Here is a 19734-nt window from a genome sequence, read left to right on the forward strand (position 1 = left end):
ATGGAACAGGCAAAAACAGCGATCATTCTCGGGGCTACCGGTCTTACTGGTGGTATTCTTCTGGACAAATTAGTCAAGGATGATCGATATCGAAAGATCAGGATTTTTGGAAGAAATCATGTGGCTCAAAAAAGTGAAAAGATCGAGGAATATTTGATTGATCTTTTTGAAATGGAGAAAGTCCAGGAACTTTTTAAAGGAGACGAGGTGTTCTGCTGCATAGGAACTACAAAAAGCAAAACTCCAGATAAGGAATTGTATCGACAAATTGATTTCGGAATTCCTGCGACCGCGGCCAAACTGGCCAAAAGGAACAATATTGACACTTTTATGGTCATCTCGGCATTGGGAGCCGATGAGGACAGTAACATTTTTTACAACAAAGTAAAAGGAGAAATGGAAGGTGCTGTACTAGAGCAGAAAATCCCGAATACTTATATACTACAACCATCTTTGATCGCTGGTGACCGGGCAGAGAACAGGCTCATGGAGTCGATTTTTATTAAATTGATGAAATTTGGTAATCACCTGCTTATTGGCAATCTTAAAAAGTACCGGACTATAGAACCAGAGGAGATAGCCAATGCCATGCAATACCTGGCAAATCATCAATATCCTGGTGGCAGGATAGAATCTGATAAACTCAAGGCTTTCAGCAACAATTCAGCATGATAGAAATAGAAAGAAAATTTTTAATTACTTCAGAGGCATATAAAAGTGAAGCCAGTAGTAAAACATTATTCGTTCAGGCTTATTTAAATACGCATCCGGAAAGAACCATCCGCATACGCATCAAAGCTGAAAAGGCATTTATGACCATTAAGGGCAAAAGCTCTGAAAATGGCGTTTCCCGTTACGAGTGGGAGAAGGAAATACCGGTTAATGAAGCTGAAGAATTGCTTAAACTTTGTGAACCCGGCAAAATTGAAAAGTATCGTCATCTCGTGAAAGCTGGAGCACACGTTTTTGAAGTAGATGAATTTCTTGGAGAAAATAATGGACTTACGATCGCAGAAGTGGAACTAAGTACTGAAAACGAACCTTTTATAAAACCAGAATGGCTGGGTGAGGAAGTCACCGGCGACCATAAATATTACAATTCACAGCTTATTCTTTATCCATATAAAAACTGGGAAAAATGAAAAATCTAGTAGTAGTAGCAATCCTGTCCTTATTCTTATCCTGTGATCAATCTGCCAACAACTCTTCTGAAGAAATCGTAGAAAATACGAAGGATACAACCGTAATAAAAAGCGCTGATGTAAAATCCATCGAAGAAGATCTTAAAAAGAAAGGTTACCAGACTTTTAGTTATAAGGAAGGAGATACGACCTATCTCATGCAGCAGTATTATATGGTTTTCCTGAAATCGGGTCCTGAAAGAAGCCAGGGTTCTACAGAAGCTGCAGAACTTCAAAAGAAGCATATGGCGCACCTCGAGCGTTTGGCTACTGAAGGTTATACCAGTTTAACCGGACCTATGGGTGATGATGGCGATCTTCGTGGAATTGTAGTGTTCAATACGGCAACACTAGCGGAAGCAGATAGTCTCGCCAACCTGGATCCTATGGTGAAAGCAGGCAGGCTCAAAGTGGAAATACACCCTTGGTGGGTTGCAAAAGGCGGGAAGCTTAAATAGAATTTATTATGCTTACAATATCATGTTTGGGCAATAAACCAGATTGTCTCCAGAATTGTTTGCCATCTTTGAACAGGATCATGGTTGGAACACCTCTAACCTGATACTTTGAGGCCAGTTCCTGGTTCTTGTCCACATCGATCTTCACGATCTTCACACCTTCCCCAAGATCGTTTTTCACTTCTTTAAGTATAGGCGCCAAAGATTTGCACGGTCCACACCAGTCGGCATAAAAATCTACCAGTACTGGTGTATCTCCGGAAATAATATCACTAAAACTACTTTTCATGTTTTTCTTTTAAAGTTAAGAAATGCCTGGTCTTAATTATTTTAAAATCAGGTTAAAAAGTACCTACGATCCCTACACGGCCAAGACCAACCTGCATTTTCCAGCTTATTTTATTTGGATTCTGTACTCCGTAGTTACGTTCGTTTTTCAGGTATTTGTCGATACTGTCCACCACTGCTACGCTAATAGCGATACTAAGTCCCACATCGGTAAGCCAGTGTGCTCCAGACCAAAGCCTGGAAACCGGCGAGACCATTCCAACTCCAATAAGTCCAGCCTTTACAAAAGGATTGTCAAATTGTTTGGATAAAGCGTACAGAGTGGTGAATGAAAGTATCGTATGACCCGATGGAAATGAGTGGTATTTTCCTTCATTGCTGAAAGGAGCAAAACTTGCTTTGCCCTCACCACCTGTTGGACGTGCTCTTCCTACTACCGTTTTTGAAATGGATTGAATAATTCCTGAAGCTGTAGCTGCTGAAATCATTAACACTCCTGTTTGCCTTATCTTTTCATTCTTTGTAAAGAGACCAACCAGGTAGACCGCACTGGTAACCCCGTAATTGTTCTGCGGACTCCCAAAATACCATCCAAAATCCTTTACGAGCTCAGGGACGTCTTCACCCTGTTCCATGAAATAATCACTGGTCTCTTCATCAAAAATGTAGAGTGCAGCAGTTCCGGCAACTACAGCTCCGGCGGTGATAAAATCATCTTTTTGCCATCTAAGGGGAGAAGAATAGGCATTCTTGATTCCGCCAAAAGCGCTGGCGCCATCATATTTCAGCAATTCCCAGGTCGTGGGAACACTGTCCTTTTCAATTTCCAATGTGTCCTGCTGAGACCAGGTAATCGATGAGAGCGTAAGAAACGCCAGGCAAAGTGATAGAGATTGTAATTTTCTAAGCATATTATAATTTTAAAAAAGTGACCTCAAACCCTAAAGCCCGAGGTCACCATCAACCAACAACTAACTATGAAAAAACTAAATTTTAATTATTTCCAGCCGCCGCCTAAGGCCGCGTAAAGATCGACAATTGATTTTAATTGATTGTACTTTGCATTCGCAAGATCCAAACTAGAGTTCAGGGCATTCTGTCTTGCCGTTAAAACCTCAAGGTAATTGGCGAGTCCATTGTTCAGTAATTCTTCAGAATAATCTGTCGCGAGATCATAAGCCTGGAATTCTTTCTGTTTGACATCAATCTTTTCTGAAGCAGCTTCATAAGAATACATGGCATCTGAAACCTCTTTGCTTGCCGTTAGTATCGCTCTTCTAAACTCAAGCCTGGCCTGTTCCTGCTCAGCCTGTGACACTTCATACTCTGTTCTAATGGCTCTACCGTTGAGGATTGGTTGTGCCAGCCCACCAACTACAGTTGCGAAAAGGGAATTGGGATCAAAAAGGTCTCCTTTGTCCAGAGCCTGTAAACCACCAGTTGCATTTAAAGTAAGCGAAGGATAGAAATTGCTTTTCGCCACATTGGTCAACTCAAAAGCATTTACAAAATTATATTCCGCAGCAATGACATCGGGGCGGTTGCGTAAGAGTTGTACTGGAACACCAATATGGAGTTCTGTCGTGATTTTCTGCTCATCCAGATTTGATCGTTCAATCAACCTGGGTGCCTCACCCAGAAGTATGGAAAGCGTATTTTCAAGTAATCTCGCTTCGTTTTTAAGATCAATCAGGATCGCCTTTGCGGTGTATAGCTGAGCTTCAGTTTGCTGCACACCAACTTCAGTAAGAGTTCCGGCTTCTTTCAAGGCTTTTGTAGTTTCAAGACTGTTCGCCCTGGTTTCTACTGTTCTTTTCGTGATATCGATCTGCTCGTCCAGCGCTAACAATTGATAGTAGGTTGAAGCGATATCAGAGATCAACCTTGTTTTTACGGCCTGGTGTGCAGCAATACTTTGTAAGTACCTGGCATCAAAAGCCCGCTTTCTGCTTCTAATTTTACCCCAGATATCTGCTTCCCAGGAAAGATCTGCACTTAACTGATACTGATCCAGCGAGCTGAATAAACTACCAAACTGGCTGTTTTGTGAAAGCTCCTGATGAGTAAAAGTGGCATTGGCCCCAAGAGTTGGAAGATAACCGGCTTTACCTTGCTTTACGTAGGCTTCCGCAGCATTAATCTGCTGCACTGCCACCCGAATGTCAATATTGTTTTCCAGCCCTTCAGAGATATATTCCTGCAGAAGTGGATCTGTAAACATCTCTTTCCAGGAAATGTTAGCCATGTTCAGGCTATCCTGTTCTATCTCATCGGTCCTGTAAGTTGCTTCTTCGATGACCTCCGGCTGTTCGTAGTCCTTTGCGACAAAACAGGACTGAAGGCTTAGAAGTACAACTCCAAGCAAACCAAATTTCGTGTTATGTAATACGTTCATGTTCAATGTTATTTAGTTTCGACAGCTTCAGGCTTTTTACCTACTTTTTCCTGTAACCACTGGAAGAGAATAAACAGAATAGGAATTACAAATACTCCCAGAATAGTTCCTATTAATAGTCCTCCCGCGGCACCCGTACCAATGGAACGGTTACCTTCTGCTCCAACTCCAGTAGCAAGCACCAGTGGTAGCAAACCGAGAATAAAGGCAAAAGAGGTCATAAGAATGGGTCTTAGCCTTGATTTTGCTCCATCGATGGCGGCCTCTACGATCGATTCCCCCTGTCGTCTTCGCTGCAAAGCAAATTCCACGATTAGAATAGCATTCTTGGCAAGCAGGCCAATAAGCATGATTAATGCGATCTGGAAATAGATGTTATTCTGCAATCCAGAGAACTTTGTCGTGATGTAGGCACCAAAAACTCCAAGAGGTAAAGAGAACAGCACTGAAAAAGGCAATAAATAGCTTTCATATTGTGCCGCCAGTAGGAAGTAAACAAATACGATAGATAATAGGAAAATCGTAGTCGTTTGATCGCCGGCATTCACCTCTTCCCGGGTTAGACCACTGAAGGCAGTCGTATAATTTTCAGGGAGTGTGCTGGCAACTTCTTCGATAGCTGTAATCGCGTCTCCTGAACTAAAACCAAGATTCGTGGCTCCACTCAGCTTAGTAGAGTTGAACAGGTTGAAACGGGTTACAGATTGCGGCCCATAAACCCTTTTAAGATTCACAAACTGTGTAATAGGACTCATCTCTCCGGAAGACGTGCGGACGTACAGTTTATTAAGATCAGATTTTTGTGCTCGATCTTCAGGATAAGCCTGTACGTAAACCCGGTATTGTTTTCCGAATTTGGAGAAATCGGCAGCGTAAACTCCACCAATGTAGCCCTGAAGTGTGCTGAAAATCTCATTTACCGTAACGCCTTTTTCTTTAGCCAGCGGAACATTCAGTTCCAGTTCATACTGAGGGTAATTGGTGTTAAAAGAACTTTGCGCATATTGAATTTCAGGTCTTTCAGATAGTTTCCTGATAAATTCCTGGTTGGCTTCATCCAGCTCGTTAAAACCTGCTCCAGATCTATCCAGTAAATTCACTTCAAATCCGGAAGAATTTCCGAAGCCAGGAATACTGGGAGGAGAGAAGAAAATAATATTTGCTTCCGGGATGGTTGCTGCTACACCAAAAAGCTTTCCGGTGATGCTTTCAATGGATAACTCATCGGTATCACGTTCATCCCAGTTGTCTAGTTTTATAAAACCAAGACCATAGTTGCTACCTGCACCGCTAATCAAACTTCTACCGGCAATCACAGAAACTCCCTGAATTCCATCAATATCTTTCACTTTCTGGTAAAGGAGATCATTCACCTCCTGGGTTCTGTCTATCGAAGCACCTGCTGGTAATTCCAGGTTCACGAATATGAGTCCGCGGTCTTCATCGGGAACAAAACCTGAAGGAGTTGTGGATGCAGACCACCAGATTCCTCCAATGGCAAGAATAAGGATCAAAGCGGTTACCCACTTATTCCTGTAGAGAAACTTCAGCGATCTTCCATATCTCTCGATAGTCGCGTTGAATCCGCGGTTAAAACCGTCATAGAATTTCTGAAGAAAACTTTTCTTTCCGTTTTTCTTTTCGTCGTGCGTTTTCAGAAACAATGCACAAAGAGCAGGGCTCAGGGTCAAAGCGTTTATTGCGGAAATGAATATCGCTACAATTAGTGTAATTCCAAACTGTTCATAAAAGACACCTGTAGGTCCCTGGATAAAAGTTACCGGAATAAACACCGCTGCCATAACCAGGGTAATCGAGATGATCGCTCCAGAAATTTCGTTCATGGCGGTTGTGGTGGCCTGTTTGGCACTTTTAGCACCTTCATCCAGTTTCGCGTGTACGGCTTCCACCACCACAATGGCGTCATCTACCACGATCCCGATGGCCAGCACCAGGGCAAACAGGGTCAATAAGTTGATACTGTATCCAAAAAGATTCAGGAAGAAAAAAGTACCAATAATAGACACTGGAACCGCAATAGCCGGGATCAAGGTCGACCTGAAATCCTGTAGAAATATGAAAACTACGAGAAAAACAAGTATAAATGCTTCAATAAGCGTATGTGTCACTTTGTTAATCGAGGCATCCAGAAATTCGTTGGTATTGTAGGGTACGTAGATTTCCAGTCCTTCAGGAAGATCCTTCTCCACTTCTGCGAGTCGGTCTTCAATTTCCAGGATGATATCACGTGCATTAGATCCCTTGGTCTGGAAAACACCCATATTAACCGCGGGATATCCTTTGGTCATGGAACTTCCGCTATAACTTTGAGCGTCCAGTTCGATCTCTGCGATATCTTTTAGTCTAAGAAATTCACCATTCCCAAGAGCTTTTATAACAATGTCGCTGTACTGCTCTTCTGTATTGTATCTACCGCTGTATTTTATCGTGTAGTTAAAAGCCTTACCGTCATTTTCTCCAAGAGAACCGGCAGCAGCTTCCAGACTCTGCTCATTTAAAGCACCAATCACATCTGCGGGAACAAGATTGTAGGCTGCTAGTTTATCAGGTTGCAGCCATATTCGCATGGCATAATCCTTACTTCCAAACACCTGTACATTTCCAACACCGTTGACCCTTTGAATTTCAGGAATCACATTTATTTTCAGGTAATTCTGAATAAATGTGTCATCAAAATCCTGATTCTTACTCAAAAGAGAGAAGAACATCAGGGCACTTGTTTGCTGTTTCTGGGTGGTGACCCCGGTTTGTTTTACCTCTGCAGGCAACAGAGGATTTGCACGGGCTACCCTGTTCTGTACGTTCACTGCAGCAATGTCTGGATCTACCTGCTGATCGAAATAAACCGTGATCTCTGCAGTACCGTTATTGGTAGCTGTTGAGGTCAAATATGTCATTCCCTCCACTCCGTTAATCTGTTCTTCAATAGGAATGATCACACTTTCCAGTACCGTTTCTGCATTGGCACCTGGATACGAAGTGCTTACAGTGATGGTTGGAGGTGCGATGTCAGGATATTGCGTGATAGGAAGGTTGGAAAGTCCAAGAACTCCCAGGATCACGATAATGATGGAAATCACCGTAGAGAGTACGGGTCTTTCTATAAATGTTTTTAGCATAACGTTACTTTTTCCTGAAAATTTATCTGAATACCTTATCAATAGGCTTAGCCACACTATCGAAAGCGACGGGTTGTGGCTGGATCTGGGTGTCTGGTCGTAGTTTTGCCAGACCTTTCGCTACAATGGTATCTCCCTGTTTTACTCCAGATTTTACCACATACAAATTATCTATGCTCGTTATGATCTCCAGGGTGGAACTGCTCACCTTATTTTCGGCTCCAAGCTTATAGACCAGAACGTTGCCCTGTCTCTCAAAGGTGGATTCCTGCGGAACGATCAATGCATTTTCGTAGGTCTTCGGAATTCTTATCTTACCGCTGTTTCCATTGGAAAGAAGTCTCGAAGGATTGTCAAAAACTGCTCTGAAGGAGATAGAACCTGTATTTTCGTTTACCTGTGAATTAATGGTTTCGATCTTTCCCTTTTCAGAATAGGAAGATCCATTCGCAAGAATCAATTCTACTGCCGGCATATTAGCGATCTTATCCTGAACTTTTTCCCCTTCATATTCTTTTAAAAAATCAAGGTACTCAGTTTCATTCATGGAAAAGTAGGCGTAAACCTTGCTGATGTTACTAACCGTAGTAAGTGGCTGAGTGCTGGTTGGGCTCACCAAAGCACCTTCACGAAGTCTTATGGAACCTACTAAACCATCGACAGGACTTTTAATGTTGGCGTAACCAATATTTGCCGCGATACTGTTATAACTACTCTGAGCCTGTTGTAATTTTGCTTTTGCCGTTTCCAGTTGCACCTCGCTAATAATGTTCTTTTCAACCAAAGGCTTCAGTTTATCTACCTCTACCTGCGCTGCATTTACATTTGCTTTTGCCGCTGCGGCATCCTGGTTTAATGACTGGGTTTCGAGTTTGAAAAGCAACTGTCCTTTTTTTACTTCCTGGCCTTCGTCTACTAGAACATCAGTAATATAGCCGGAAACCTTCGCTCTAACTTCACTATTTACGATACCTTCTATGTTCACCGGGTAGGTGGTATGACCGGTAACGGTTCTCTGCGGAACTTCGGTTACCGGAAATGGTTTTGCCTGCGGTGCAGCAGCCTGAGCTTGTGATTCACCATCATTTCCACAGCTCGCCAGTAGCAGTATTAGGCTGAATAATCCTGCGATTGAAACTATTTTTTTCATTTTTATTCTTCTTCAATAATTAATTTTCCAGTTCCTGGGTCATTAGTTCGATCGTGCGTTCCAGGTTCTCTTTTTGTGATTTCAAATACTCTATATACAGGCTGCCAACACCACCAGATCTTTTAAACTTCTCTTCATTGTGAGTAGAATTGAACTCGTGGATCTTGTTAATGATCCTGATCTCTTCTTTGGTCCTGATCATTTCATCATTCAGGGTGTTTTTCAGGTAAGTCCTGCTGGCCCTGAAATAGCGCTTTCGATCTCCCGATTTGGTGAAATATTCCACCTTCTTGGTTTGTAAAAGCAAATTCAGCTGGGTGGAGACAGAGCTTTTACTCGCCTGGGTGATCTCGATGATCTCATCGAAAGTATGACCGTCATTGGGAGACAATATCATAATGATGTAGATCCTTGCCGATAATGGCGCGAGGTTATGTATTCTTTCAAAATGAACCCCAATCTCTTCGATCAGTTTTCGCTTTTCCGGTGAACAACAATCCATGCAATTATTTTAAATGAGCTTGCAAAGATACACTCAGTTCGGAACTAACCGAACCAAACAAACTTAAATGTTCGTTAAAAGTGTGAATTCTTCAGATTCAATGCATTTTTCTCCAGAAGGATTTCAGAATCGGGACATCGGCAAATTTTGATTATCTGGTTTTAAGGATGTTGAGGTCTGTAGACTTGATAACGTAGCCAATTCTAACCATGCTGGTGTATTTGTCATAATCAATAAGGCTTTCCGCATAACCCGCGAACCACTCCAGCATCAAATACTGGTTACCAGAATTATTAAATAGTCTATAATAAAGTTTGGTACCTACAGATCCTTTCCAGTCTTTCAATCCTTTTCTTAGCGTTATCTCGCCAATAAAAAGTTCTCTGAAGAATGTCTGTTCTACCTTGACTTCAGCCAAACCAACGTAATCCAGCAGATCCGGATGGTTTTCAGTATAAGCAAAAGGAACCCAGGCCTTCGCGCTCAGCATGGTGCGCCTTCCCAGCGGTGTATGAAACATCCCGGAAACCCTGTTCCAGCTTCTGCTCACCAGGCTGTCTCTTCCATTGGATTCGTGTTCCAGCTGCAGTTCTGCCAGTGCAATGATTCTATTGGATTTATCGAAAATTGGCTTGCCAACTCCTATAGCGGGATTAAAATTGATTTCTTCAAACGGGCTGGATTTATCATAGATATTCCAGAATGCTTTTTGTGTGTAGCTCACGAACAAATGGCTGTCAAACGGCAGCGTAGCCCTGGAGATCAGTTGCTTGAAACTTATCTGGTACTTGATATCTGAATTTACTTTGTTGGCAGGCATGTTCGTGGGAATTCCACTTATCAGGTAATTATCATGATAACTGCTGAAAGATGGCATGCTTTGGATCGTATCATTCACTTCCTCACGCGTCATTCGCTGTGCATGTACTTTTATTGAACTGCATAAAATGATAACCAGGAGGCCAGTCTTTGTGATAAATGACTTCATGTTAGGACTTTGTAGGGAAATTTGTAGAAGCAAAGGTAAGTCTAAAGTCGCTTTAAATCTAATTTGAAGAATGGACAGGATTGTTATTAATTCCAAAAAGCTCCCGATTTCAGGAGCTTTAAATTGTATATACCAGTGAATTTATTTTGCGTTATTTTCTTTATAGATCCCAAGTTGAAGATCACCACTGGCGTTCATGCTCGCACGATACATGCCTGCGGTATTGAATTCCATCGCTACATTTCCCTGGTGATCGATAGCGATGATCCCTCCATTTCCACCCAGTGCCGGTTGTTTTTTCTGAATGACTTCCCGGGCCGCTTCCTGCAGACTCAGGCCTTTGTATTCCATCATGGCTGAAATATCGTAAGCGACCACTCCGCGAATAAAGAATTCTCCCCAGCCAGTACTTGAAATGGCGCAGGTGGCATTGTTGGCATAGGTGCCAGCTCCAATAATTGGAGAATCCCCAATACGATTATATTTTTTATTGGACATTCCGCCGGTAGAGGTACCTGCAGCAAGATTTCCATTCTTATCCAGAGCAGCACAGCCTACAGTTCCAAACTTTTCATCTTTTACAAAAGGATCATAATACGCAGTTTTGTTCTGCTCCCGGTCTCTGGCTCTTTCCATGGCTTTAAACCTGTTCTCTGTATAAAAATATTCCGGGTCAACAATTTCAAGCCCTCTTTCTTTTGCGAAATCTTCAGCTCCTTTGCCAGATAAGAGAACATGTTCAGAATTTTCCATCACTTCAAAAGCCAGGTTGATTGGGTTTTTAACATTGGTCACCCCGGCGACCGCACCGGCATTCAGGTTTTTTCCTTCCATGATCGAGGCATCGAGTTCGTTCTTACCTTCGTTGGTAAATACGGCACCTTTAGCCGAATTAAACAACGGACTATCTTCCATAATATTAATAGTTCGCTGCACGGCTTCTACGGCTGTGCCACCATTCGCCAGGATTTCGTGCCCTGTTCTAATGGCTTCCTCCATCTTGTCCTTATAAGCCTTTTCAAGACTATCGCTCATATTTTCCTTCAGGATGGTACCAGCACCACCATGGATCACGATCCCAAAATTTTGCACTGTATCGGTATCCGTTTTATTTTTTTCTGCGGAAGTGGAAACCTTCGAACGATTTTCAGAATTCTGATCACAGGATATCAAAGTGAGCAAACTGAATAAGAGAAGAATTTTTTTCATGATGCATATTTGTCTGAAAGTTATAAAATTTCAGATAGACTGCTGAAGCAAACTCTTAATTCAATTTTAATAGATGTTCTTCAGAAGCTTTAAAGAGGATTCAGTAATTTTAGGAAAAAATCAAATATGCCTGTAGAAGGACCTTTTAACCTGAATAAGTGGATCGAACAGAACCGTGAACACTTAAAGCCACCCGTTGGAAATAAGAATTTGTACAAGGAATCTGGCGACTATATTGTCATGATCGTAGCCGGGCCAAATGCGAGAAAGGATTATCATTATAATGAAACGGAGGAATTGTTCTACCAGCTGGAAGGAGAGATCGAAGTTCATATTCAGGATCATGGAGAAAAGCGCACCATGAAATTAGGACCTGGTGATATGTACCTGCATCCAGCTAGAGTGCCGCATTCCCCAGAAAGAAAAGAAGGATCTATTGGTCTGGTTGTGGAACGCAAGAGATTGAACGAAGCAGGTGAGGATGGTTTACTTTGGTTTTGCGACAATTGCAATCACAAATTATATGAAGTTTACTTTCCACTTCACGATATAGAAACCGACTTTCTAAAACATTTCAAACACTTTTACAACACAAAGGAATTGCGTACCTGCGATAATTGTGGGGAGGTTATGCCCGCCGATGAACGATTCACGGCTCCGGAGGAATAGCCGTTTATTTTTACTATTTTCGCAATAACTACACAAAATAATCGCTAAAAACGCAATTTAATGAGCAAAATCGCTGAAGAATTCGGGATCAAACAAGCCCTGAAAGATTTAGGTTTAAACGACGTGAATAACGGAACATCTACCGGGAAAGACTGGTTTAGCAATGGAGATATCATCGAATCTTATTCACCAGTTGATGGTGAACTCATAGGAAAAGTGAAAGCAACTACCAGTGAGGATTATGAAAAGACAGTTTCTACAGCTGCCAAGGGATTCAGGGAATGGAGAACCTGGCCAGCACCTCAGCGTGGGGAAGTTGTACGCCAGTTCAATGATGAACTGAGAAGATTAAAAGAGCCATTGGGGAAACTGGTTTCTTATGAAATGGGAAAATCTTACCAGGAAGGTCTTGGCGAAGTTCAGGAAATGATCGATATCTGCGATTTTGCAGTAGGACTTTCCAGACAATTACATGGTTTGACCATGCATAGTGAACGCCCTGGACATCGCATGTACGAACAATATCATCCCCTGGGAGTTGTTGGCATCATTTCAGCATTTAATTTCCCGGTGGCTGTATGGTCATGGAACACGGCTCTGGCCTGGGTTTGTGGAGACGCCTGTATCTGGAAAGGTTCAGAGAAAACTCCGCTGACTTCCGTGGCCTGTCAGAACATAGCTGCTAAAGTATTCGCTGAAAATAATGTACCTGAAGGTATCTCCTGTTTGATCACCGGTGATTACAAAGTTGGCGAAATGATGACCAAAGATGAGCGCGTACCATTAATTTCGGCTACAGGTTCTACCAGAATGGGTAAAATTGTCGCTAAAGAAGTAGCCGGAAGATTAGGAAAAACTTTGCTGGAACTTGGCGGGAACAATGCGATCATTGTGACTCCAGATGCAGATATTAAAAATACGGTGATTGGTGCTGTTTTTGGTGCAGTTGGAACTTGTGGACAGCGTTGTACCTCTACAAGAAGATTGATCATTCACGAAGATATCTATGATAGAGTGAAGGATGCGATCGTAAACGCTTACAAGCAGATCAGGATTGGGAACCCGCTGGATGAGAATAATCACGTAGGTCCTTTAATTGATAGAGACGCTGTTAAAAATTATCAGCATGCATTGAAAAAGGTAGTAGAAGAAGGCGGAACTATTTTGGTTGAAGGTGGTGTGCTAGAAGGTGATGGTTACGAAAGCGGGTGTTATGTAAAGCCTGCGATTGCTGAAGCAAAGAACGACTTTGAGATCGTACAGCATGAAACCTTTGCACCGGTATTGTACATTATGAAATATTCTGGTGATGTAAGCAATGCGTTGGAATTACAAAATGGAGTAAGACAGGGGCTTTCCTCAGCGATCATGACTAACAATCTAAGAGAAGCGGAACGTTTTCTTTCTACGGAAGGATCAGATTGTGGAATTGCCAATGTGAATATTGGAACTTCAGGCGCTGAAATTGGTGGAGCATTTGGTGGTGAAAAAGACACCGGTGGTGGCCGCGAATCGGGTTCTGATGCCTGGAAAGTATATATGCGAAGACAAACCAATACGATCAATTACACTACCGAGCTTCCACTGGCTCAGGGAATCAAGTTTGATCTGTAATCCGTGTAAAATTTTCAAAAAACCCGCTTTCCATGGATTGCGGGTTTTTTTATATCTAGCTTTTGACTAAATCGTTAAATCATACTTAAATACATGACCCGATTTTGAATCAGGCTTAGATAATCTTTATTTTCGAGCATTACAAACCAAAAGAAATCATGAGCGAATTTTCAAAAGAACAGGCTGAAAAGGAACACCAGAAAAGAACAGAAGACTTTTCGAAGGAAGATGTGGGAAAGGTGATCGAAGAGGAGGAAAAGATTCTCAATAAATTCGAAAGTAAAGGAAAGTTAAAACGATATCTTGATGATGCGATCATTCTCTTTTCCCTGGTAAAGGATTATGCCAAAGGCGATTACAGGGAGATACCTTTTAATATCATTGCAGCAGCAGGAGCAGCACTTTTATATGTATTGTCACCGATAGATCTTATTCCAGATTTCATACCGGTGCTTGGGTATCTGGATGATGCTGCGGTAATCGCTTTCTGTCTAAACTTAATGGAGAAGGACCTGGCAACTTATAAGCTCTGGAAGCAAAATTTCACAAAACTCAGCTAGTGCGAAACACTAAGAATAAAAAAAGCCGATTCATTTGAATCGGCTTTTTTGTATAAGAATTTGAATCTTAGAATCTATAACCAATGTTTAAACCTGCATTAAACTCGATTGCAGAAAACCTGTCCTTTACTTCATCGCTGAAATTTCTTCCAATATTTACGAAAGGTCCTATCACAAATGTATCATTGAAATTCCATTTATAACCTCCACCAAGGCCAATAATAAAGGAATCCATCTCTGTAATTAGATCACCATTAAATTCAGCATCTGGTGCAGCCTCGCTAAATTCACCACTTCTGTATTTTAAAAAAGGATTTACATATAAACCCGATGCGGCGTATTCTTCTCCAAAATAATAATTATAACCAACCTTGAAACTGTTGGTTTCAAATTTTCTGGAACCACTTTCAGAATGGTAATTAATACGGTCATTGATAAGGATCATCCCTTCGATAGATTGGTGATCATCCAGAAATCTTTCGTAACCAAATTCCACAGACGCGATCGCGATCGTATTGGCGATATTGAGTTTGATCTCATTATTTTTTTCTGCGCTCTGTGCATTTGCAAAACTGGTTGTTACCAGGCATATAAGAGCGAAAGCAATTTTTTTCATGATATAAGTTTCCTATGTATAAAGCTATAGATTAAAAAACCCTGCAATTGGACTGCAGGGTTCATACTTTTTATGCAGAACGATTACAACATCCCGTTATTGGAAACCCATTTAAAGGTATGAGGATCCTGTGGAACTGCGATTCTACTGGCGATTCTGGTCATTCTGTCTGGTAATGCCATCAGGTAGTCACGGGCTTTTTCAGCATCATCATTAAGATCACGCATTTTATCAATTTCCCAGTAATCATTCAGCTTTTTCAGAATATCGATATAATCCATGGTTGTATAAACTCCTAATCTCTGCGCAGCATTTGAAAAGTTTTCAAAAGCTTCCGCAATACCCTGTCCAGATTCTCTGATAAATTGTGCAGGCATTACGATCTTCTTCTTCATCATATCAACATATGCCAGCATCATTTCACTTGGATCATGCTCGAAAATGGTTTTTACAAATTCTCTGTAAGCCATATAATGTCTCATTTCGTCTCCAGCAATGATATTACACATTTTTGCCAGCATTTTATTCCCCTTTCGCTTAGCCAGTTGTCCCACACGTTTGTGCGAAATGTTGGTAGCAAGCTCCTGGAAACTGGTATAGACAAAATTTCTATAGGGATCTCTGCCAGTTCCAATATCAAAACCATCATTGATAAGATGCTGGGTGGTTTTTTCGATCTCTTTCATATCTACTCTTCCAGAGAGGTATAGATATTTATTTAAGGTATCACCGTGTCTGTTCTCTTCTCCTGTCCAGTGTCTTACCCATTTTGCCCACGAATTGGATTTTCCCTGGCTGGCATCATGTTGTTCCACACCTTCCATATCCATTAACCAGGATTCGTAAGTTGGCAATGCTTCTTCTGTAACCATATCGGCTACTAAAACAACCCAGAAATCGTATCCCAGCTCTTTTGCTTCTTCTCGAATCTGATGAACGCCCTCAAAACCTTCCTCTGTTTGTAGATTAGGTAAAAGGTCTGTTGGTTGCCAGATCTCTTCAACCGGGATCAGGTATTTATCGATGAAACCCTGTACAGATTTCTCCACCGTGTTCATCACTTCTAAACGTATATTGTCTAATGCCATTCTGTAGTTCTTTGTAGATTTTCGACTGCTAATTAAAGCCTGTTTGCCCAATATATTACAATAAACATGCAAATTTTTACAGAAACTTTAAAAACTGCAGTTTATTGGCTCAAAAACTTGAACTTCAAAGATATGAATAAGGAAATAGAAGCTATCGTAAATGAATGCTAATTTCTACCCTGTTCATCTGGATAAAGCGTATAAACCGGGTCGCTTTGTACGATTTCTTTCGAATTTATATCAATTGCCGTGATAGGACCCTTAAATGCAGCCCCGGTATCTACATTCCAGATATTTGCTTTGTTTACAGGTTTTGTCTCACCAATTCTGGTCACGGGAGTGTGCCCAATAAATATCTCATTAAAATGAGCTAATCTTTTTGGATAGAACATGTCACCGGGTTTAATCGATGGATCCATGGCTAATGCCATTTCCCATAAGGTACGATCCCAGTAGAAACCTTTGTCTGAATACTCATAATCTGGACCATGTAAATTGGTGAATCCGGCATGTACAAATAAGCGATCATCCTGTCGATAAAAATTCAGAGTATCTTTGAAAAATTGAATGTGAGCTTCGATCTGTTCAGGCGTAAATGTACGATAGGCATCGATACTGGACTGGCCACCGTGTTCCAGCCATTTTTCGTTCATTTCCCCACCTTCCAGCCATTTCTGCGCAAGATCGTCATGATTTCCGCGAATAAAAATACAGGAATTTTGCCGGGCCAGCTTGATCAGGTAGCTCACCGTATTTGCAGAATCGCTCCAGCCATCTACATAGTCACCCAGAAAAATCAGGGTATCCTCAGGCTTCAGGTCTATCCTTTCAAGTAACTGAATGAGCGCTTTCATTCCTCCATGTAAATCTCCAATAGCGAAGGTTCTTGACATTCTAATTGTATTTTACTTTTCTTAAAATTCTCATACTGTCTTTGTAAGACTGGTGATATTCAGCTCCAAAATTCTTCAGATAGGGCCGGGCTTCTTCCAGTCTGTCCAATGCGTCTGAAAAATCGTTCAGGTAGCAAAGAAGGTACGTAGAAGGCAAATTCCGTAGATCCTTGAGGTCTTCCGCAGTAAGCTCGATACCGTTTCTCAGTTTCTCAACGAGACTGCGATTGGTATTGAATATATGATAGAGCGTTTTTTTATCGAACTTTGGAGCTTCAAAAATAACATTACTTTCAATTTCATAACTTCCATTATTTCTGAAACTAATGCTTACTTCTTCCAAAGGATAGTACTTAAACTGGTCGTGCAGTCCTAAATGAACATATTCCAGAATCTTAAAACTATCGTCATTTTGAATGATACTCACCTCATCAAGTGCAGAGTAAAATAATTTAACCTGTTCATTGATAAGCTCGATGTCTACCCGGGAATAATAGGATTGCTGTTTGATCTTTTTCTCCTTTCCTGCCCAGCATACCACAAAATACTCTTTGAATACCTTATAGCTGGGGTTATAATCCTTTCTTTTCCGCATAAAATCGAATACCCCGTCCAGGGTGTATTCAATATTATTATGTGAATGATTTTCAATAGACGATACCTGGGCTGAGTTTACATCCTGAATGGCGATATCAAAAACTTTAGGCATAGATATACTGCCATCCCGCATAAAAACAGACCCGCCATAATATTTCCAGATATTTTTTCTGAAGGAACAGATCTTTCCATGGTTAGGTTTTATGGTTACCAGTCCAACTACCAGGTGATCTGGTAAGTGTGGAAAAGGTATATTTTCATAAGATATTCTTGGGGGATTACTTAAGTAGGCATTCACCAGGTTCTGAATCTTACTGTCATCAAAAAAATCGATGCCTACGATCTTGCTATCTTCATCCTCGACCCCTATCACGATGTAAGAATTGTTTTCGGGATTGGAGTTGGAAAGCGCGCAAATATGTTTTAGAAATTTCGCCTTACCTTCTCTTTCGCCAATATTCAATTGCCGCTTCTTATCGTAGAAGCTGTTCTCATCATTATGAGCCAGCAGGTTTTTAATAAGAAGTCGTTTATTGATCATCGCGTTTGTCTCACTGATTTTTATCCACTATGGTACTACTGGCCTGTGCCGTGCACATCACCGTAAGATCGGCAATGTTTACATGATAAGGCCTGGTCACCGTAAAATGTATAATATCTGCAACGTCTTCTGGCTGTAAAGCCTTGTAACCTTTATAAACTTTTTCTGCCTTTGCAGCATCACCTTTAAAGCGTACATCACTGAACTCAGTTTCTGTAAGACCAGGATTGATTGCACCAACCCTGATGCCGTTCCCATTCAGATCGATTCGCATTCCCTGGTTAATGGCATCTACCGCATGTTTGCTGGCACAGTATACGTTTCCATTGGGATAAACTTCCTTTCCCGCAGTAGAACCAATATTGATAATATGGCCAGACTGTCTTTCTATCATTCCAAGGATCACCGCCTTGCTCATGTAAAGCAGCCCTTTTACATTGATGTCCAGCATATTGTCCCAGTCGTCCATATCGCCAAACTGTATTGGATCCAATCCATGTGCATTTCCCGCGTTATTCACAAGTATGTCGATCTGCCTGAATTCCTCCGGAAGACTTTCTATATTATCAAATACTTCCTGTCGATTTCTTACATCAAAGTTGAGGATATGTACCTGGGTTTCCACAGCGAGTTCCTGCTGTAACTGCTGCAGTCTTTCGAGTCTTCTGCCACAAAGTATCAATCTAAATCCTTCCACCGCAAAACGAATAGCAGTAGACTTTCCTATTCCGCTTGTAGCGCCGGTTATAAGGGCTGTTTTCATATTTGAAATTTATTTTCTAAAGTAAGAAAGTATTGCTTAGCATCGGGGATTCCTGTATTAAAGCGTGGTTAAGTTGCGTTAAAATAAGTTAAAGCGTCTTTTTGATTAAAATTTAGCATGGGAATTGCCGTTCTCCGCATGAACCAAATAAAATCAATATATGAAATACCTGAATGTAAGTTTTAAAAGCCTGCTGTTGGCAACGTTAATTTCTGTTGGACTTGTGAGTTGTAATGACGATGATTCTGAAGGTTCTGCCGCCGGAATGGCAAATCTTAGTATCCGTATGACCGATGCTCCTGGAGATTACGATGCAGTTTTTGTGGATGTGCAGGGAATTGAAATTCAGCTTGAAGCTGATGAAGATCTTGATGCAATTGATGACGATGCAACTGAAGGTAGCCAGTGGGTGACTCTGGATGATGTGGATACAGGGATCTACGATTTGCTGGAATTAACGGGTGGAGTATCACAACTTCTGGCAAATACTGAAGTTGAAGCCGGTTATGTTGGACAGATGAGATTGATCTTAGGGCCAGACAACACGGTGGTGATAGATGGTGAAACCAAAGCCTTAAATACTCCAAGTGCACAACAATCTGGTCTTAAATTACAATTGAATCAGCGTTTGGAAGCTGGTGAAAACTATGCATTTCTTTTGGATTTTGATGTAGACCAGTCCATCGTAGAGACAGGAAACGGTAGCTATAATTTGAAGCCTGTGATCAGGTTAAGCGCTGAAGCCAATGCGGGAATGGTCGTAGGGACCACTGTAGTGCCTGCAGCATTGAACAGCGATGTACAGTCGCTGGTTGTACTAACCGGTAATGGAATTACCGTATCGGCGTATACGAATGCCAATGGTGATTTTGCTCTAAACGGAGTGCCAGCAGGAACTTATGATGTGAAAATCACGCCTCAAATTTCTTCTGGTCTTACAGTTTATACGGTAAGCGATGTGGAAGTTCGTCCAAACGAAACAACAGATCTTGGTGAGATAGAGCTATAGGCATCTGCTCAAAATACAATGGAAAAGGCAGTACTTCAGGGTACTGCCTTTTCTATTTTAACCTTTTTTTAAC

Annotated in this window: 19 protein-coding genes and 1 pseudogene; 7 read left to right on the forward strand and 13 right to left on the reverse strand. The window is 41.4% G+C overall.

What is annotated here, in order from left to right:
- The 3 genes from G529_RS0101255 to G529_RS0101265 are packed head-to-tail and all read left to right on the forward strand — an operon-like array spanning position 1 to position 1639.
- Entirely contained in the window at positions 1-672 is a 672-nt protein-coding gene (locus G529_RS0101255) for an NAD(P)H-binding protein (RefSeq protein WP_026913794.1), read from the forward strand.
- On the forward strand, positions 669-1142 hold the full coding sequence (locus tag G529_RS0101260; RefSeq protein WP_026913795.1) for a CYTH domain-containing protein: 474 nt from the start codon (positions 669-671) through the stop codon (positions 1140-1142). The genes G529_RS0101255 and G529_RS0101260 overlap by 4 nt, the downstream gene beginning before the upstream one ends.
- Positions 1139-1639 carry a YciI family protein gene (locus G529_RS0101265; protein WP_026913796.1) on the forward strand — a complete coding sequence of 167 codons (501 nt, stop codon included), beginning with the start codon at positions 1139-1141 and terminating at the stop codon, positions 1637-1639. The genes G529_RS0101260 and G529_RS0101265 overlap by 4 nt, the downstream gene beginning before the upstream one ends.
- On the opposite strand, the gene trxA is transcribed toward G529_RS0101265, so the two are convergent.
- From trxA to G529_RS0101305, 8 genes are all read right to left on the reverse strand, one after another.
- Entirely contained in the window at positions 1632-1928 is a 297-nt protein-coding gene (trxA, locus tag G529_RS0101270) for a thioredoxin (protein WP_026913797.1), read from the reverse strand. The two genes, G529_RS0101265 and trxA, sit on opposite strands and share 8 nt — an antisense overlap.
- Before the next feature lie 52 nt (positions 1929-1980).
- Complete coding sequence (locus G529_RS0101275; protein WP_026913798.1) at positions 1981-2838, reverse strand: phosphatase PAP2 family protein; 858 nt, start codon at positions 2836-2838, stop codon at positions 1981-1983.
- An 86-nt stretch (positions 2839-2924) separates the two neighbouring features.
- Positions 2925-4322, reverse strand: coding sequence for an efflux transporter outer membrane subunit (locus G529_RS0101280; RefSeq protein ID WP_026913799.1), 1398 nt, complete (start codon positions 4320-4322; stop codon positions 2925-2927).
- Positions 4323-4330: 8 nt separating this feature from the next.
- Complete coding sequence (locus G529_RS0101285) at positions 4331-7462, reverse strand: efflux RND transporter permease subunit (RefSeq protein ID WP_026913800.1); 3132 nt, start codon at positions 7460-7462, stop codon at positions 4331-4333.
- 22 nt (positions 7463-7484) lie between these two features.
- Entirely contained in the window at positions 7485-8612 is a 1128-nt protein-coding gene (locus G529_RS0101290; protein ID WP_026913801.1) for an efflux RND transporter periplasmic adaptor subunit, read from the reverse strand.
- A 19-nt stretch (positions 8613-8631) separates the two neighbouring features.
- Positions 8632-9114: a GbsR/MarR family transcriptional regulator gene (locus tag G529_RS0101295; protein ID WP_026913802.1), complete on the reverse strand. Its 483-nt coding sequence runs from the start codon at positions 9112-9114 to the stop codon at positions 8632-8634.
- A gap of 151 nt (positions 9115-9265) precedes the next feature.
- The gene (locus tag G529_RS0101300) at positions 9266-10102 is read right to left on the reverse strand and encodes a phospholipase A (protein ID WP_035695378.1); all 837 of its coding nucleotides are present in this window, start codon (positions 10100-10102) and stop codon (positions 9266-9268) included.
- A gap of 141 nt (positions 10103-10243) precedes the next feature.
- Positions 10244-11311 (reverse strand): isoaspartyl peptidase/L-asparaginase family protein, encoded by a 1068-nt coding sequence (locus G529_RS0101305; protein WP_026913804.1) that lies wholly within the window; start codon positions 11309-11311, stop codon positions 10244-10246.
- 126 nt (positions 11312-11437) lie between these two features.
- Here G529_RS0101305 and G529_RS0101310 point away from each other — a divergent pair, with 126 nt between their 5' ends.
- The 3 genes and pseudogenes from G529_RS0101310 to G529_RS16820 form a co-directional block, all read left to right on the forward strand.
- Entirely contained in the window at positions 11438-11980 is a 543-nt protein-coding gene (locus G529_RS0101310; RefSeq protein WP_026913805.1) for a 3-hydroxyanthranilate 3,4-dioxygenase, read from the forward strand.
- A gap of 60 nt (positions 11981-12040) precedes the next feature.
- Positions 12041-13594 (forward strand): L-piperidine-6-carboxylate dehydrogenase, encoded by a 1554-nt coding sequence (gene amaB / locus G529_RS0101315; RefSeq protein ID WP_026913806.1) that lies wholly within the window; start codon positions 12041-12043, stop codon positions 13592-13594.
- Between the two features lie 377 nt (positions 13595-13971).
- Positions 13972-14076, forward strand: a pseudogene (locus G529_RS16820) (YkvA family protein); the annotation flags it as partial.
- Positions 14077-14221: 145 nt separating this feature from the next.
- On the opposite strand, the gene G529_RS0101325 reads toward G529_RS16820, so the two are convergent.
- The 5 genes from G529_RS0101325 to G529_RS0101350 form a co-directional block, all read right to left on the reverse strand.
- Entirely contained in the window at positions 14222-14770 is a 549-nt protein-coding gene (locus tag G529_RS0101325) for a DUF3575 domain-containing protein (protein ID WP_026913808.1), read from the reverse strand.
- A gap of 83 nt (positions 14771-14853) precedes the next feature.
- A complete protein-coding gene (locus G529_RS0101330) occupies positions 14854-15858 on the reverse strand; it encodes an acyl-ACP desaturase (protein WP_026913809.1) in 1005 nt (334 codons plus the stop codon).
- Between the two features lie 167 nt (positions 15859-16025).
- Entirely contained in the window at positions 16026-16751 is a 726-nt protein-coding gene (locus tag G529_RS0101340) for a metallophosphoesterase family protein (protein WP_026913810.1), read from the reverse strand.
- A 1-nt stretch (position 16752) separates the two neighbouring features.
- Entirely contained in the window at positions 16753-17889 is a 1137-nt protein-coding gene (locus G529_RS0101345; protein ID WP_026913811.1) for an ATP-binding protein, read from the reverse strand.
- A gap of 10 nt (positions 17890-17899) precedes the next feature.
- Positions 17900-18652 carry an SDR family NAD(P)-dependent oxidoreductase gene (locus G529_RS0101350; RefSeq protein WP_026913812.1) on the reverse strand — a complete coding sequence of 251 codons (753 nt, stop codon included), beginning with the start codon at positions 18650-18652 and terminating at the stop codon, positions 17900-17902.
- Between the two features lie 160 nt (positions 18653-18812).
- Here G529_RS0101350 and G529_RS0101355 point away from each other — a divergent pair, with 160 nt between their 5' ends.
- On the forward strand, positions 18813-19661 hold the full coding sequence (locus G529_RS0101355) for a DUF4382 domain-containing protein (RefSeq protein ID WP_026913813.1): 849 nt from the start codon (positions 18813-18815) through the stop codon (positions 19659-19661).
- Positions 19662-19734 lie beyond the last annotated feature (73 nt).

Origin of the sequence: Christiangramia portivictoriae DSM 23547, assembly GCF_000423045.1 — a bacterium.
Lineage (GTDB): Bacteria > Bacteroidota > Bacteroidia > Flavobacteriales > Flavobacteriaceae > Christiangramia > Christiangramia portivictoriae.

What these genes read in the sequence shown, in the direction of transcription:
- G529_RS0101290 (WP_026913801.1), bottom strand. Translation starts at nt 8,612, where the DNA reads ATGAAAAAAATAGTTTCAATCGCAGGATTATTCAGCCTAATACTGCTA.
- G529_RS0101350 (WP_026913812.1), bottom strand. Translation starts at nt 18,652, where the DNA reads ATGAAAACAGCCCTTATAACCGGCGCTACAAGCGGAATAGGAAAGTCT.
- G529_RS0101325 (WP_026913808.1), bottom strand. Translation starts at nt 14,770, where the DNA reads ATGAAAAAAATTGCTTTCGCTCTTATATGCCTGGTAACAACCAGTTTT.
- G529_RS0101305 (WP_026913804.1), bottom strand. Translation starts at nt 11,311, where the DNA reads ATGAAAAAAATTCTTCTCTTATTCAGTTTGCTCACTTTGATATCCTGT.
- amaB (WP_026913806.1), top strand. Translation starts at nt 12,041, where the DNA reads ATGAGCAAAATCGCTGAAGAATTCGGGATCAAACAAGCCCTGAAAGAT.
- G529_RS0101345 (WP_026913811.1), bottom strand. Translation starts at nt 17,889, where the DNA reads ATGATCAATAAACGACTTCTTATTAAAAACCTGCTGGCTCATAATGAT.
- G529_RS0101255 (WP_026913794.1), top strand. Translation starts at nt 1, where the DNA reads ATGGAACAGGCAAAAACAGCGATCATTCTCGGGGCTACCGGTCTTACT.
- G529_RS0101340 (WP_026913810.1), bottom strand. Translation starts at nt 16,751, where the DNA reads ATGTCAAGAACCTTCGCTATTGGAGATTTACATGGAGGAATGAAAGCG.
- G529_RS0101310 (WP_026913805.1), top strand. Translation starts at nt 11,438, where the DNA reads ATGCCTGTAGAAGGACCTTTTAACCTGAATAAGTGGATCGAACAGAAC.
- G529_RS0101285 (WP_026913800.1), bottom strand. Translation starts at nt 7,462, where the DNA reads ATGCTAAAAACATTTATAGAAAGACCCGTACTCTCTACGGTGATTTCC.
- G529_RS0101265 (WP_026913796.1), top strand. Translation starts at nt 1,139, where the DNA reads ATGAAAAATCTAGTAGTAGTAGCAATCCTGTCCTTATTCTTATCCTGT.
- G529_RS0101280 (WP_026913799.1), bottom strand. Translation starts at nt 4,322, where the DNA reads ATGAACGTATTACATAACACGAAATTTGGTTTGCTTGGAGTTGTACTT.
- G529_RS0101275 (WP_026913798.1), bottom strand. Translation starts at nt 2,838, where the DNA reads ATGCTTAGAAAATTACAATCTCTATCACTTTGCCTGGCGTTTCTTACG.
- G529_RS0101295 (WP_026913802.1), bottom strand. Translation starts at nt 9,114, where the DNA reads ATGGATTGTTGTTCACCGGAAAAGCGAAAACTGATCGAAGAGATTGGG.
- G529_RS0101330 (WP_026913809.1), bottom strand. Translation starts at nt 15,858, where the DNA reads ATGGCATTAGACAATATACGTTTAGAAGTGATGAACACGGTGGAGAAA.
- G529_RS0101300 (WP_035695378.1), bottom strand. Translation starts at nt 10,102, where the DNA reads ATGAAGTCATTTATCACAAAGACTGGCCTCCTGGTTATCATTTTATGC.
- trxA (WP_026913797.1), bottom strand. Translation starts at nt 1,928, where the DNA reads ATGAAAAGTAGTTTTAGTGATATTATTTCCGGAGATACACCAGTACTG.
- G529_RS0101260 (WP_026913795.1), top strand. Translation starts at nt 669, where the DNA reads ATGATAGAAATAGAAAGAAAATTTTTAATTACTTCAGAGGCATATAAA.
- G529_RS0101355 (WP_026913813.1), top strand. Translation starts at nt 18,813, where the DNA reads ATGAAATACCTGAATGTAAGTTTTAAAAGCCTGCTGTTGGCAACGTTA.